Raw genomic sequence first — 14992 nt, 5'->3', positions numbered from 1 at the left:
AGCCGCCGAGCCTGACCCATGCCCAAACGTACCGACATCAAGTCGATCCTGGTGATCGGCGCCGGCCCGATCGTGATCGGCCAAGCTTCCGAGTTCGACTATTCCGGCACCCAGGCCTGCAAGGCGCTGCGCCGCGAGGGCTACCGGATCGTCCTGGTCAATTCGAACCCGGCGACGATCATGACCGACCCGGAAACGGCGGACGCGACCTATGTCGAGCCGATCACGCCGGCCTTCGTCGAGAAGATCATCGCCAAGGAGCGGCCCGACGCCCTGCTGCCCACCATGGGCGGGCAGACCGCGCTGAACACCGCCAAGGCGCTGGCGGAAAGCGGGGTGCTCGACAAGTACGGCGTGGAGCTGATCGGCGCCAAGCTGCCGGCGATCGACAAGGCCGAGGACCGGGCGCTGTTCCGCGAGGCGATGATCAAGATCGGCCTCGACATGCCGAAATCGGTGGTCGTGCGCACGATGGAGCAGGCGCGCGAGGCGCTGGACCTGACCGGCCTGCCGGCGATCATCCGCCCCTCCTTCACGCTGGGTGGCACCGGCGGCGGCATCGCCTACAACAAGGAAGAGTTCGAGCGGATCGTGGCGTCCGGCCTGGACGCCTCGCCGATCACCGAGGTCCTGGTCGAGGAATCGGTGCTAGGCTGGAAGGAGTATGAGATGGAGGTGGTCCGCGATCACGCGGACAACTGCATCATCATCTGCTCCATCGAGAACGTCGATCCGATGGGCGTGCATACCGGCGACAGCATCACGGTGGCCCCTGCCCTCACGCTGACCGACAAGGAATATCAGCGGATGCGCTCCGCCTCGATCGCGGTGCTGCGCGAGGTGGGCGTCGACACGGGCGGCTCCAACGTCCAGTTCGCGATCGACCCTGCCAGCGGCCGCATGGTCGTGATCGAGATGAACCCGCGCGTGTCACGCTCCTCGGCGCTGGCGTCGAAGGCGACCGGCTTCCCCATCGCCAAGGTCGCGGCCCTGCTGGCCGTGGGCTACACGCTGGACGAGATCCAGAACGACATCACCAAGGTCACGCCGGCCAGCTTCGAGCCGTCGATCGACTATGTCGTGACCAAGATCCCGCGCTTCACCTTCGAGAAGTTCCCGGAGACCGAGCCGCTGCTCTCCACCGCGATGAAGTCGGTGGGCGAGGTGATGGCGATCGGCCGGACCTTCCAGGAAAGCGTGCAGAAGGCCCTGCGTGGCCTGGAGACCGGGCTGTCCGGCTTCGACGAGATCGAGCTCACCGAGGGTGCCGAGCCTCGGGAAGTGCTGGTCGAGATGCTGGGCCAGCCGACCCCGGACAGGTTCCGCGTGACCGCCCAGGCCATGCGCGAGGGGATGAGCGTCGAGGAGATCCAGCGGATCACCCGGTTCGACCCCTGGTTCCTGCGTCAGGTCGAGGAGATCGTCCAGGCCGAGGCGCGGATCCGGGCCGAAGGGTTGCCGCAGGACCGCGAGAGCCTGCATGCGCTCAAGAGCATGGGCTTCTCGGACAAGCGGCTGGGCAAGCTCACCGGCCTGGACGAGGCGGCGGTGCGCGCACGCCGGCATGCGCTGAAGGTCCATCCGGTGTTCAAGCGGATCGACACCTGCGCTGCCGAGTTCGAATCGCAGACCCCCTACATGTACTCGACCTACGAGGCGCCGGCGTTCGGCGAGGACGAGGCCGAGGACGAGAGCCGCCCGTCGGACCGGACCAAGGTCATCATCCTGGGCGGCGGCCCCAACCGGATCGGCCAGGGCATCGAGTTCGACTATTGCTGCGTGCATGCCGCGTTCGGGCTGAAGGACGCCGGCTTCGAGACGGTGATGGTCAACTGCAACCCGGAAACGGTCTCGACCGACCCGGACACGTCCGACCGGCTTTATTTTGAGCCGCTCACCGCCGAGGACGTGCTGGAGATCTGCGCCAAGGAAGCGAGCAACGGCAAGCTGCTCGGCTGCATCGTCCAGCTGGGCGGCCAGACCCCGCTCAAGCTCAGCCACCATCTGGAGAAGGCCGGCATCCCGATCCTGGGCACGCCGGTCGATTCGATCGACCTCGCCGAGGACCGCGAGCGCTTCCAGGGCCTCTTGCAGCAGCTAGGCCTGAAGCAGCCGGAGAACGCGACGGCCGCCAGTGCCGAGGAGGCCGTGCAGAAGGCCAACGCGCTGGGCTACCCGGTGATGCTGCGCCCCTCCTACGTGCTGGGTGGACGGGCGATGCGGATCGTCCATGACGAGATCGAGGCCCGGGCCTTCGCCAAGGAAGCGGCGGCGGTGTCCGAGCAGGGTGCGGTCCTGGTCGACCGCTATCTTTCCGACGCAATCGAGGTCGATGTCGACGTGATCGCGGACGGCGACGCCAGCGTGGTCGCGGGGGTGATGGAGCATATCGAGGAGGCGGGCGTCCATTCGGGCGACAGCGCCTGCTCGCTGCCGCCCTACTCGCTGCCCGACGAGGTGGTGGCCGAGATCGAGCGGCAGGCCAAGGCCCTGGCCAAGGCCCTGAACGTGCGCGGCCTGATGAACGTGCAGTTCGCGGTCAAGGGCCGGGTCGTCTACATCCTGGAGGTCAACCCGCGCGCCTCGCGCACCGTGCCGTTCGTCGCCAAGGCGATCGGCAAGCAGCTCGCCAAGATGGCGGCGCGGATCATGGCGGGCGAGCCGCTGGGGAGCTTCGACCTGGACATCCGCCGGCAGGACCATGTCGCGGTCAAGGAGGCGGTGTTCCCGTTCGCGCGCTTCCCGGGCGTCGACCTGATCCTCGGGCCGGAGATGAAGTCCACCGGCGAGGTGATGGGCCTGGACCATGATTTCGGCCGGGCCTTCCTGAAGGGGCAGATCGCGGCCGGCCAGGAGCTGCCGCGCAGCGGTGCGGTATTCCTGTCGGTCCGCGACCAGGACAAGCCGGCCGCGGTCGAGATCGGCCGGCGCCTGGTGGAGCTGGGCTACGGCCTGCTCGCCACCCGCGGGACGGCGCAGGTGCTGCGCCAGGCGGACGTGGCGGTCCAGGAGATCAACAAGGTCCATGAAGGCCGGCCGCACATCGTCGACCGGATCAAGGACAAGGGCGTGGTGCTGATGATCAACACCACCGACGGGCGCCAAGCGGTCAAGGACAGCTACTCCTTGCGCCGCGAGGCGCTGATGAATCGCGTGCCCTACACCACCACCATCGCGGGGGCTCGAGCGGTGGTGCAGGCGCTGGGAGCGCTCACCTCGGGCGATCTTGCGGTGGCCCCCCTGCAAGCCTATTTTGAGCTATCCCGAGCCGACGATGTGGTGTCCCAAGGCGCGCGCGGAGCGTGAATCCTGCTTCCCGAGAGTTGACTGAATGCTGAACAAGATCCCGATGACTCCCATGGGTCACACGAGGCTGGAGGCAGAGCTCAAGCGCCTGAAGACCGTCGAGCGGCCGGCGGTCATTCGCGCGATCGCCGAGGCGCGCGAGCACGGTGACCTCTCCGAGAACGCCGAATACCACGCGGCGCGCGAGCGGCAGGGCTTCATCGAAGGCCGGGTCATGGAGCTGGAGGACAAGCTGTCCCGCGCGGAGGTGATCGACATCGCCACCCAGTCGGGCAGCAAGGTGATGTTCGGCGCCACGGTGAAGCTGGTCGACGAGGAAACCGACGAGGAAACCAGCTACCAGATCGTCGGCCCCGACGAGGCGGAGATCCAGCAGGGGCTGCTCTCGATCGCCTCGCCGCTGGCCCAGGCGCTGCTCGGCAAGGAGAGCGGCGAGACCGTGGAAGTCTCCACGCCCCGTGGCACCCGCTATTTCGAGATCCTCGAAGTACGGTTCGGCTAACTAGAAGGAGCAAACCTGGTGGCGGCTGTCTCGCCGGTCGTCTGGGGGCTGCTGGACGACCGGCCCGGTCACGCCACGCAGGTTCTCGGCATCGGTGACGCCCTGCCCTGGCCCATGGTGGAAAAGCCCATGGGCTTCGGCTGGCTGTCGCGCCTGGACGTGCGGGTGCTGGGTGCGAGCGCGCTCGGGCTCAACCGGGCGGCGCGCGCGCGCCTGGTGCCGCCGTGGCCCGACCTCCTGATCACCTGCGGGCGGCGCTGCCTGCCGGTGGCACGCTGGATCAAGCGGCAGGCGGGCGGGCGCACCCGGATCGTCCATGTCATGCGCCCGGCGGTGGCGACCGACATCGACCTCCTGGTGCTGCCCTATCACGACCGCAAGCTCACCAACGAGGAGGCCGAGGTCATCCGGGTGACGGGCGCGCCGCACCGGGTGAATGAAGCGCGGCTGGCCGAGGCGCGGGCGCGTTTCGCGCCCCGGTTCGCGCACCTGCCGACGCCCCGGATCGCGGTGCTGGCCGGCGGCCCGGCCCGTCATGTGCGCTACCGGCGTGACTGGGCCAGGGATCTCGGCCAGCGGGCCGCAGCACTGGCACAGAGCATGGGCGGCTCGCTGATGGTGACCACCAGCCGGCGGACCGGCAGCGCCGCCACGGCCGAACTGGCCGCGACGCTGAAGCTGCCGCACCTGATGTGGAAGCCCGACGATCCCGAGGACAATCCTTATCTGGGCATGCTGGCGCTGGCCGATGCGGTCGTGGTCAGCGTCGATTCGGTCTCGATGATGAGCGAGGCCTGCGCCACCGGCGTGCCGGTCCATGTCTATGGCGGCGACCGGCTGGTCGGCCACAAGCTCAAGATGCTGGTGGCCAGGCTGTTCAAGGAAGGGCGGATCGTGGCGCTCGGCGACCCGTTCGACCACGAGCCGCCTCCCCCGCTGGACGCTGCCGCCGAGGTGGCCCGCGTCGTCATGGAGCGTGCGGAACTGTGGTTCCCGATGGTGAGCCGTGTTAATGCCGCGATGTCGGAGGCGAAATGAACGAGCGTCATGCACAGGTGCTGGTGATGGGCGGCGGCCCTGCCGGGTACACCGCGGCCATCTATGCGGCCCGTGCAAACCTCAAGCCCGTGCTCATTCAGGGCATGCAGCCGGGCGGCCAGCTCTCGATCACCACCGATGTCGAGAACTATCCGGGCTTCGCCGAGGCCATTCAGGGCCCCTGGCTGATGGAGCAGATGTCGGCGCAGGCCGAGAACTGTGGCACCGAGCTGGTGTTCGACCTGGTCACCGACGTCGACCTGTCGGTCCGACCGTTCCGGCTCACGCTGGACGGCGGCAGCATCTTCACCTGTGACGCGCTGATCGTCACGACCGGTGCCCAGGCGCGCTGGCTCGGCATCGATGCGGAGCAGCGCTTCATGGGTCATGGCGTCTCGGCCTGCGCCACCTGCGACGGCTTCTTCTTCCGCGGCAAGCGCGTCGTGGTGGTGGGCGGCGGCAACACGGCGGTCGAGGAGGCCCTCTACCTGGCTGGCCTTGCCGCCCATGTCACGCTGGTGCACCGGCGCAACCAGTTGCGCGCCGAGAAGATCCTGCAGGACCGGCTGTTCGCCCGGCCGAACGTCGAGGTGATCTGGGATTCGATCGTGACCGACCTGGTCGGCACGCACGACCCCAAGGGGGTGACCGGCGTCGTCCTCGCTTCCACGAAGGACGGCTCCCAGCGGCACATCCCCGCCGACGGGCTGTTCGTGGCGATCGGCCATGACCCAGCCACCGGCCTGTTCCGCGGCAAGCTCGCCATGGACGAGGAAGGCTATCTGCTCACCGAGCGCGGCCGTACCTTCACCTCGGTGGATGGCGTGTTCGCCGCAGGCGACGTCCAGGACAAGATCTACCGCCAGGCCGTGACCGCAGCCGGCTCGGGCTGCATGGCGGCGCTGGATGCGGAGCGCTGGCTGACCGCCCGGGGAATGCACTGACGCCATGCCGCCCAAGAGCAGCCAGGACAAGGACTTCTTCCGCAGCGAAGGGCCCGACTGGGACCGGATCCGGATCTTCCACTCGGTGGCCGAGGCCGGGAGCTTCACCCGGGCGGCGGACCGGCTGGGCCTGTCCCAGTCGGCGATCAGCCGGCAGATCAGCGCGCTGGAAGAGGAACTGGGTGCGGCGGTGTTCCACCGCCACGCCCGCGGCCTGGTCCTGACCGAGCAGGGCGACATCCTGCTGGAAACCGCGCGCGAGATCGCGCGCAAGATGGCGATGACGGTGTCCGCCCTGCAGGAGCGGCGCGACGAGCCGGCCGGCCATCTGCGCCTCACCACCACGGTGGGCATCGGCACGGTCTGGCTCACCCACCATCTGCCGGCCTTCCTGGACGCCTATCCGGACATCACCATCTCGCTGATGGTGACCGACGAGGACCTGGACCTCGGCATGCGCCAGGCCGACGTGGCACTGCGCCTGACCAGGCCCACCCAGGGCGACCTAGTCCAGCGCAAGCTGATGACCTCGCACACCCATATCTATGCGGCACCGGGCTATCTCGCGCGGCACGGCCTGCCCGAGAAGGCGGACGACCTCGACCGGCACCGACTGATCGTCTACGGCGAGGAAGCGCCGGTGCCGTCGCTCAACTGGATCCTGCAGGCCGGCCGGGACGACGAGGTCCAGGGGCCGATGCGGCGGCCGACCCTGTCCGTCAACCATGTCTACGGCATGCTGCGCGCCGCCGAGGCGGGTCTCGGCCTCGCCTCCCTGCCGGATTATCTGGGCGCGCCCAGCAAGAACCTGGTCCGGGTGCTGCCCGACCTCGAGGGCCCGGTGTTCACCTGCTACTTCGTTTATCCGGAGGAGCTGCGCGCCTCCAAGCGGGTGACGGTGTTCCGCGATTTCCTTCTGGAGAAGGTCGCCGAGCAACCGGTCTGGTGAGGCGGGTGCTGATATTTTGATCACAGATGGCGGTCGGCATGCGTCGCATGCAGATCACCCATCGCGAAGCGGCCTAGGCAAGCGACCCGATCGCTATTATCTTCCGCAATGCAACAACGCACCGCCTGGGATGCGCTGCTGCCCAGTAGGTCGAGCTTAGCTCTCTGCTGGATGGATCCGGCCATGCCGGGTCCGACCGAACTTCGGTTCGTTCCCAGGCATTTAGCCTCCCTGATCTACTCGGCCGGGTCGCAAGACCCGGCCACTTTTTTATTCGGGATAACGTCCGACTTTATCGATGGCCTGAACGCGGTCGTCAAGCAGTACGTGGCGGTTCCGGCAACTTCTTGTGCAGTCTCTGCGGTGCGAAATTTTATTGCTGCAATGCAGCGAAATATTCGCCGTGATCACCGTGAATTCCTGGTGCAGTGCAGCAACGCCATGTCGATTTGCCTGGGCGATCCTTTTCCAGGAAATTCTCCTTCTGCGCGAAATAGCTATTTATATAGTTCTTCCCCTCCCAGCCCCGCATACAGCCCGGCGACCTGCTCGGCATAACCGTTGAACAGGCGGGTCGGCACCGAGCTGAAGTCGCCAAGCGGCCGCTCATAGGCTTGGCTCCAGCGCGGATGGGGCACCTCAGGGTTGACGTTGGCCCAGAAGCCGTACTCGGACGGGCCTAGTTCCTCCCAATAGCTGACCGGCCGCTCGTCGGTCAGCGTGATCCGCCGGATCGACTTGATCGACTTGAACCCGTACTTCCAGGGGGTCACCAACCGGATCGGCGCACCGTTCTGCTTCTTGAGCGGCTTGCCGTACATGCCGGTCGCGATGAAGGCGAGCTCGTTGGCCGCCTCGGCCACGGTCAGGCCTTCCACATAGGGCCAGGGATACCAGGCCTGCGCCTGCTCGGGCGCCTCCTCCGGGTTCAGGAAGGTCTCGAAGCGGACATACTGGGCGCTGCCCAGCGGGCGGGCCAGGTCGAGCAGGGCTTTCAACGGGAAGCCGCTCCAGGGCACGTCCATCGACCACGCCTCGACGCAGCGATGGCGGTAAAGCCGTTCCTCGATCGGCAGCCGCCGTACGATCGCCTCCAGGTCGAGCTCCTGGGGTGCCTCGACCATGCCGTCGATCGTGACCTGCCACGGCCGGATGGTCAGGGCCTGCGCCGCATCGACGATGTACTTGCTGCCGCCGAACTCGTAGAAATTGTTGTAGGTCGTGGCGATGCTCTCGTCGGTGAGCGGCCGGTCGAGCACATAGGCGGGGTTGCGGCTGCCCGGGTAGAGCTCGGGTGCTATCAGCTCCTCGGCCGCGCGCGACCGGCCGGGCAGCACGGCCAGCGCACTGCCCAGGCCTAGGCCGGCCAGCAGCCGCCGCCGGTTCAGCACCAGGTGCTCGTCGGTCACCCGGTGGTCGATCACGTCCCAGATCCTGCGCGAACGGGTCAGCATGGCGATCCTCCTCCTCTACCTCTGAGGTTACGCCGGCCAGCCGTTTTCCGTCACGCGATCACGCGTGTGTGAACGAAAGATCCTTGGGAAAGCCCACCGGCGTGTTGCGGCCGGACTGGGCGCGCTCGCCCATCCAGCCGGTGCAGTCCTCGCGCCGCTGGCGGCTGCCGGTCTGCCAGGTGAAGCCCTTGGCCGGATCGATCGTGGCGATGTCCGCGACCAGGGCGGAGTGCAGCTTCATGAGCTGCACGCCCTTGCCGCGGCCCAGCACCTTGAGCTGGTCCAGCGGGAACACCAGGAGGCGGCGATGGCTGCCGAGCACCGCCAAGTGGTCGCCGGTGACCGGCACGACCTTGACCAGCTGGTCGCCGGCATCCAGGTCGACCACCTGCTTGCCGGCCTTGGTCGCCGCGACGATTGCGCTCTCCTCGACCACGAAGCCGCGCCCGCGTGCGGTCGCGACTACGAGGCGCCCGTCGGGGCGATGCACCGCCGCATCGACGATCGGCACACCCTTGGCGATGTCGACGAACAGGGACAAGGGCTCGCCGGTGCCACGCCCGCCGGGCAGGCGGTCCACCGGCACGGTGAACATCCGCCCGTCGGCAGCGAACACCAGCAGGCGGTCGCTCGACTGCGCTTCCAGGGCGAAGCGCGGCCCGTCGCCCTCCTTGTATTTCTGCTCGGAGAGATCGAGCTGGTGGCCGCGCGCGGTGCGGATCCAGTTGTGCTCGGAAAGGAGGATCGTCACCGGCACGCGCTCGACCTGCGCCTCGAAGCGCTCCGGCTCGATCACCGGGGCGGTGCCGAACTGGGTGCGGCGCGGGTCGGCGAACTGCTTGCGGCTGGCCTTGACCTCGTCGGCCAGCGCCTTGCGGCGCAGCTTCGGGTCGCTCAGGAGCTTGACCAGCTTGGCCTTCTCCGCCTCGAGCTGGTCATGCTCGCGGCGCAGTTCCATCTCCTCCAGCTTGCGCAGGTTGCGCAGGCGCAGGTTCAGGATCGCCTCGGCCTGGGTCTCGGACAGCTCGAAGGTCCGCATCAGCACGGGCTTGGGCTCGTCCTCCTCGCGGATGATCCGGATCACCTCGTCGATGTCGAGGAAGGCCTTGAGATAGCCTTCCAGAAGGTGCAGCCGGTCGTCGATCTTGCGCAGGCGGAAGGCGGAGCGGCGCTCCAGCACCACCATGCGATGGTCCAGCCAGGACTGCAGCGCCTCGCCCAACCCCATCACCCGGGGCGTGCCGGTGGCGTCCAGCACGTTCAGGTTCAAGGACAGCCGGACCTCCAGGTCGGTGGCACGGAAGAGCTGCTCCATGAGCAGCTCCGGCTCGACCGTGCGGGCGCGCGGCACCAGGACGATGCGGATCTGGTCGGTCGACTCGTCGCGCAGGTCGGCCAGCAGCGGCAGCTTCTTGGCGATGAGCTGCTCGGCGATGTCCTCGATCAGCCGGCTCTTCTGCACCTGGTAGGGGATCTGGTCGACGATGATCCGGTACTGCCCGAGCGGCAACTGCTCGACCTGGTAGCTGGCGCGCAGCCGGAAGCCGCCGCGGCCGGTGGCATAGGCCTGCTGGATGGCGGCCGGGCTCTCGGTCATGATCCCGCCGGTCGGCAGGTCCGGCCCCGGCACGAACCGCATCAGCTCCGATGCGGTCGGCAGCGGTGCCTCGGCCGGCCGGCCCAGCATGAACAGGAGCGCGTCACACAGCTCGCCGACATTGTGCGGCAGGATCGAGGTGGCCATGCCGACCGCGATGCCGGTGGCGCCGTTGGCCAGGAGGTTGGGCACGGCGGCCGGCAGGATCACCGGCTCCTCCTCCGAGCCGTCATAGGTCGGCCGGAAGTCCACCGTGTCCTGGTCGATCCCGTCCAACAGCGCCATGGCGTACTTGGTGAGCCGGCTCTCGGTGTAGCGCATCGCCGCCGGGTTATCGCCGTCGATGTTGCCGAAATTCCCCTGCCCTTCCACGAGCGGGTAGCGCTGCGCGAAGTCCTGGGCGAGCCGGACCAGCGCGTCATAGACGGACTGGTCGCCGTGCGGGTGGAACTTGCCGATCACGTCGCCGACCACGCGGGCGCATTTCTTGTAGCCGCCGGCCGGATCCAGGCGGAGCTGGAGCATGGCGTAGAGCAGGCGCCGCTGCACCGGCTTCAGCCCGTCGCGGACGTCGGGGAGCGAGCGGGAGGTGATGGTCGACAGGGCGTAGGCCAGGTAGCGCTCGGACAGGGCCTGGGCGAGCGGCACCGATTCGATCTGTTCGGGCTGGGCAGCGGAGCGGGTCATGAATCTCGCGGTCTCGTCAGGGGAGCGGGCTTCGCCCGGTCGGCTAGTGGGGGCTCAGTCGGCAGGTTGGGTCGGTGCGTCGGGTGCCGGTGGGCCCAGCAGGTCCAGGAGGCGCAGCCGCGCCTGGGGTGGCGGCCGGTTCACCGCATCGAACAGGCGCTGGTCCAAAAAATGCCCGGTGAGGCGCAGCCCGTCCACCACCTCCGCCCGGTCAGGACGGCTGCCGTCCAGGAGGAAACGGGGCAGCTTCAGGAGCCGGGGCGCCCAGTCGCCCGCCGCCGTTTCCGCTACTGCGGCGCCGGTGCGCGGCGAGACATAGGTCAGGCCCTCGGTGGCGCCGGACACCGCACAGCGGTCCAGCGCCAGGCCGAACCCGGCCTCGGCCAGCAGCACCAGCTCGAAGCGGACATAATCGGCGAGCCAGGCCTCGTCCTCGCCGAGCGCATCGATCAGGCGCAAGGTGGCGGCATAGAGCACCGGGTGCGGGTCGCGCTCGGCCATGGCCGCATCCAGCAGCGCCATCGCCGCGCTGAGGCCGGCCAGTTCCAGCGGCGCATCCAGCAAGTCGGCGGCGTGGAGGCGGATCGGCTCGCCCTTCAGGCTGCCCAGATGCTCCGCGGTGCGGGCGTGCCAGACCAGGTCCAGCCGGTTGCCGGGCTGCCAGAGATGGGCCTGGGCGCGCGAGCCGCCGCCCTGGACCAAGCCGGCATGGCGGCCATGCTCGAAGGTGAAGGCGTTGACCACGAGGCTGCCCTCGCCGTGCCGGCGGCGGCTCAGGACGAAGCCCTCGTCATGCCATTCCACGTGCCAAGCCCGCCCTCAGCCCCGGTTCTCCAGCCCCATCTCGCGATAGCGCTCAGGGTCGTCGGTCCATTCCCGGACCTTCACGAACAGGAACAGATGGACCCGCGCATCCAGAAGCTTGGTCAGTTCCTCGCGCGCCGCCTGGCCGATCGCCTTGATCCTGGAGCCGCCCTTGCCCAGCACGATCGCCTTCTGGCTGTCGCGCAGCACGTAGATCACCTGGTCGATCCGGACCTCCTTGCCGTCCGGGCTCTCCAGATACTGCTCGGTCTCGACCGTGACGCTGTAGGGCAGCTCGTCCTGGAGCTGCAGGAACAGCTTCTCGCGGGTGATCTCCGCGGCCAGCGCCCGGTCCGACAGGTCGGAAAGCTGGTCGTCGGGATAGAGCCACGCCCCTTCGGGCAGGGCATCGGCCACCGCGGCCAGGAGATCCTCGCAGCCATTGCCGGTCAGTGCCGAGACGATGAAGGTCCGCTCGAACGGCAGGATCGCATTGGCCTCGGCGATCTGCGGCAGGGCGCGGTCGGGGCGGACCATGTCGATCTTGTTGATCACCAGCCAGACCCGCCGGTGCCGGCCGGCCAGCCCTTCCAGCACCGCCCGGGACTGCGCGTTCAGGCCCTTCGCGACGTCCAGCACGAACAGCACGAGGTCGGCATCGTCCACCCCGTCCCAGGCGGCCCGCACCATCGCCCGCTCCAGCGGGCGCTTGGGGTCGCCGAAGATGCCGGGCGTGTCGACGAACAGGACCTGCGCCTGGCCCACCATGGTGATGCCGATCACCCGGCGCCGCGTGGTCTGCGCCTTGGGCGTGACGATCGAGACCTTGTGGCCGACCAGATGGTTCAGGAGGGTCGACTTGCCGGCGTTCGGCGCACCCGCCAGGGCGACGAAGCCGCAGGAGGTTGCAGGCGTATCGGTGGGGGCGGTCATGGCGAATGGGTGCTCACGCGTTCCAGGAGAAGCTGGGCGGCGGCCTGCTCGGCCGCACGCTTGGAATTGCCCGAGGCGATGGCCACCCCGGTATCGGGCAGGCTGGCGCTGACCTGGAAGGTCGGCGCATGCGGCGGCCCCTCGGTCGACACCACCTGGTAGGTCGGGCGCTCCAGGCCGCGCCCCTGCGCCCATTCCTGCAGGGCGGTCTTCGGGTCGCGGCTGGGCAGGCCCGCCTGCGCCACCAAAGGCTGCCAGTGCCGCCGCACGAAGGCTTCCGCCGGCGCCCAGCCGCCATCCAGGTAGATGGCGCCGATCAGCGCCTCCACCGTGTCGGCCAGGATCGCCGGGTTGTCGCGCCCGCCGCCGTCCTCCTCGCTCTTGGCCACCACCAGCCACTCGCCCACGCCGAGCTTGCGGGCGATCTCGGCGATGGTCTCGCGCCGGACCAGCCCGTCCTGGCGCAGCGCCAGCGTGCCCTCAGGGTCGTCGCGGAAGCGCTCGATCAGCATGTGCGCGACCATCAGGCCCAGCACGCGGTCGCCCAGGAACTCCAGCCGCTCGTTGGAGCGGCGCGCCTTGCGCCGGGGTCCGGCCCGCCGCACCGCACTCGCATGGGTGAGCGCCTCCTCCAACAGGCTGCGCTCGCGAAAGCCATGGGCCAGTGCCGCCTCGATCTCGTCGATGGCGACCCGGCCCCGCCTATGCTCCTGGTTCAACGGATCGTGGTGAGCAGCCGATCGAAGCGGGTCGCGAAGGGCCATGCCCAGGGCTCCAGGAATCCGGCGGAACCATCCGTGGAAAAGAACAGGATCTCGGCCCGGCCGACGAGGTTCTCCAACGGAACATAGCCCAGACTCGGATCACGACTATCCTGCGAATTGTCTCGATTGTCACCCATCATGAACACATGCCCGTCCGGCACCTGGAACTCCTGGGTGTCGTCCATCGGGCCGTCCGGATAGCGGTCCAGGATGTTGTGGACCCGCCCGCCCGGCAGGGTCTCGCGGTACATGGCGACGCTGCCCTCGTGCAGGTCGCTGAACGTGCCGGCCGGCTCCTGCGGCACTTCCTCGCCATTGATGAACAGGCGGCCGCCGCGCATCTGCACCCGGTCGCCCGGCAGCCCGATTACCCGCTTGATATAGTCGACATTCTCGCCCGGCCGCTTGAACACCGCGACGTCGCCGCGCTCGGGCAGGCTGCCGAAGACGCGCCCCTCGAACGGCACGATGCCCCAGGGGAACGACCAGCGGCTGTAGCCGTAGGCGTATTTGCTGACGAACAGATAGTCGCCCACCAGCAGGGTCGGCTTCATCGAGCCCGACGGGATGTTGAACGGCTCGAACAGGAAGGTGCGCACCACCAACGCGATCAGGATCGCGTAGATCAGGGTCTTGACGGTTTCCCAGGTGGAGGAGGACTTGCGCTTCTCGAGCGCGACGTGATCGGGCATCGGTCGACCGGATGGTGGCCAGGGAAGGTCGTGAGGTTGCCAGGGAACGGTCCACCAGTCGCAACCGACGAACCACGCAAACCTGGGCGCAGCACTGGAAGAACCGACACGCTAGGATAAAGCAAGCGGTTTTGCCATCGCGGGGGTCACGCTTGCGCGCCTGGAGGCAGCGGTACGGCGGAGATCAGCACGATCGCATGGGCGATCGGCGGCTCGTCGCTGAGCGTCAGGTCGAGCTGGGCCCGGTAGCCGGGCGGGGTCAGGCTGGCCAGCCGGGCCGCTGCCCGGCCGCTCAGCCGGACCACCGGCCGACCGCCCGGCTCGTTCTCCACCCCGATCTCCTGCCAGGACACGCCCTCGGCGAGGCCGGTGCCCAGCGCCTTGGCGACCGCCTCCTTGGCGGCATAGCGCTTGGCATAGGTCTCGACCCGGCGCAGCCGACCCTCCGCCGTGGCGCGCTCGGCGTCGGTGAAGCAGCGCCGGATGAACCGCTCGCCGAACCGCTCCAGCGCCGCCTCGATCCGGCGGATGTCGATCAGGTCGCTGCCGAGGCCCAGGATCACGGCCGTCGCCCGCTCAGGCCCGGATGCCGCGGGCCTCGTCCATCAGGCGGCGCATCTCGCCGAGCGAGCCGTGCCAGCCGCGGAAGATCGCCTCGCCCACCAGGAAATGGCCGATATTGAGCTCGACCATCGCCGGGATGCGCGCGATCGGATTGACTGTGGCATAGTCCAGCCCGTGGCCGGCATGGCATTCCAGGCCGAGCTCGGTGGTGAGCTTGGCCGCCGCCTCGATCCGCTCCAGCTCCCTGGCCCGGCCGGCATCGTCCGCGTCGCAATAGGCGCCGGTATGGATCTCGACGATGTCGGCGCCGACCTTCGCGGCGGCCATGAGCTGCCGCGGGTCGGCATCGACGAACAGCGAGACCCGGATGCCGGCCTCCTTCAGCTTGGCCACGAACGGCGCGATCCGCTCTTCCTGGCCGACCACCGCCAGCCCGTGCTCGGTGGTGCGCTCCTCACGCCGCTCGGGCACCAGGCAGCAGGCATGCGGCAGGACGCGCAGCGCGATCGCCAGCATCTCGTCGGTGACGCCCATCTCGAGGTTGAGCGGCAGGTCGATCTCGTTCTTGAGCCGGTCGATGTCCGCGTCGCGGATGTGGCGGCGATCCTCGCGCAGATGGGCGGTGATCCCGTCGCCGCCGGCCTCCTTGACCATGGCCGCGGCTCGCACCGGGCAGGGATGCGCCCCGCCGCGGGCGTTCCTGACCGTCGCCACGTGGTCCACGTTGATACCCAGCCGCAACCGCCGCGCCATGATCC

General features: G+C 68.5%; 13 protein-coding genes. 5 read left to right on the top strand and 8 right to left on the bottom strand.

What is annotated here, in order from left to right:
- Positions 1-18 precede the first annotated feature (18 nt).
- The 5 genes from carB to HLA95_RS00610 are packed head-to-tail and all read left to right on the top strand — an operon-like array spanning position 19 to position 6739.
- Positions 19-3306 (top strand): carbamoyl-phosphate synthase large subunit, encoded by a 3288-nt coding sequence (gene carB / locus HLA95_RS00630; RefSeq protein WP_191059491.1) that lies wholly within the window; start codon positions 19-21, stop codon positions 3304-3306.
- A 28-nt stretch (positions 3307-3334) separates the two neighbouring features.
- Positions 3335-3808: a transcription elongation factor GreA gene (greA, locus tag HLA95_RS00625; RefSeq protein WP_159710534.1), complete on the top strand. Its 474-nt coding sequence runs from the start codon at positions 3335-3337 to the stop codon at positions 3806-3808.
- 18 nt (positions 3809-3826) lie between these two features.
- Positions 3827-4846, top strand: coding sequence for a mitochondrial fission ELM1 family protein (locus tag HLA95_RS00620; protein WP_222182033.1), 1020 nt, complete (start codon positions 3827-3829; stop codon positions 4844-4846).
- The gene (trxB, locus tag HLA95_RS00615) at positions 4843-5790 is read left to right on the top strand and encodes a thioredoxin-disulfide reductase (protein WP_191058858.1); all 948 of its coding nucleotides are present in this window, start codon (positions 4843-4845) and stop codon (positions 5788-5790) included. Before HLA95_RS00620 ends, trxB begins: the two co-directional genes overlap by 4 nt.
- Before the next feature lie 4 nt (positions 5791-5794).
- Entirely contained in the window at positions 5795-6739 is a 945-nt protein-coding gene (locus tag HLA95_RS00610; protein WP_191058857.1) for a LysR family transcriptional regulator, read from the top strand.
- Between the two features lie 497 nt (positions 6740-7236).
- Here the strand turns inward: HLA95_RS00610 and msrP are convergent, their stop codons facing one another.
- The 8 genes from msrP to HLA95_RS00570 form a co-directional block, all read right to left on the bottom strand.
- Positions 7237-8193: a protein-methionine-sulfoxide reductase catalytic subunit MsrP gene (gene msrP, locus HLA95_RS00605; RefSeq protein WP_191058856.1), complete on the bottom strand. Its 957-nt coding sequence runs from the start codon at positions 8191-8193 to the stop codon at positions 7237-7239.
- Positions 8194-8251: 58 nt separating this feature from the next.
- A complete protein-coding gene (gene parC / locus HLA95_RS00600; RefSeq protein WP_191058855.1) occupies positions 8252-10477 on the bottom strand; it encodes a DNA topoisomerase IV subunit A in 2226 nt (741 codons plus the stop codon).
- Between the two features lie 54 nt (positions 10478-10531).
- Complete coding sequence (recO, locus tag HLA95_RS00595; protein ID WP_191058854.1) at positions 10532-11281, bottom strand: DNA repair protein RecO; 750 nt, start codon at positions 11279-11281, stop codon at positions 10532-10534.
- A gap of 15 nt (positions 11282-11296) precedes the next feature.
- Positions 11297-12214: a GTPase Era gene (gene era / locus HLA95_RS00590; RefSeq protein WP_191058853.1), complete on the bottom strand. Its 918-nt coding sequence runs from the start codon at positions 12212-12214 to the stop codon at positions 11297-11299.
- Positions 12211-12933 (bottom strand): ribonuclease III, encoded by a 723-nt coding sequence (rnc, locus tag HLA95_RS00585; protein WP_223861434.1) that lies wholly within the window; start codon positions 12931-12933, stop codon positions 12211-12213. Before rnc ends, era begins: the two co-directional genes overlap by 4 nt.
- Positions 12930-13670, bottom strand: a complete 741-nt coding sequence (gene lepB / locus HLA95_RS00580) for a signal peptidase I (RefSeq protein ID WP_191058851.1) — start codon at positions 13668-13670, stop codon at positions 12930-12932. The genes rnc and lepB overlap by 4 nt, the downstream gene beginning before the upstream one ends.
- A gap of 146 nt (positions 13671-13816) precedes the next feature.
- Entirely contained in the window at positions 13817-14233 is a 417-nt protein-coding gene (acpS, locus tag HLA95_RS00575; RefSeq protein WP_191058850.1) for a holo-ACP synthase, read from the bottom strand.
- Positions 14234-14246: 13 nt separating this feature from the next.
- Positions 14247-14987, bottom strand: a complete 741-nt coding sequence (locus tag HLA95_RS00570; RefSeq protein WP_191058849.1) for a pyridoxine 5'-phosphate synthase — start codon at positions 14985-14987, stop codon at positions 14247-14249.
- Positions 14988-14992: the final 5 nt, after the last annotated feature.

Source organism: Geminicoccus harenae (genome assembly GCF_019800005.1).
Classification (GTDB): Bacteria; Pseudomonadota; Alphaproteobacteria; order Geminicoccales; family Geminicoccaceae; genus Geminicoccus; species Geminicoccus harenae.
The sequence above is the reverse complement of the archived record's forward strand: the minus strand, read 5'-3'. Positions and strand labels throughout refer to the sequence as shown.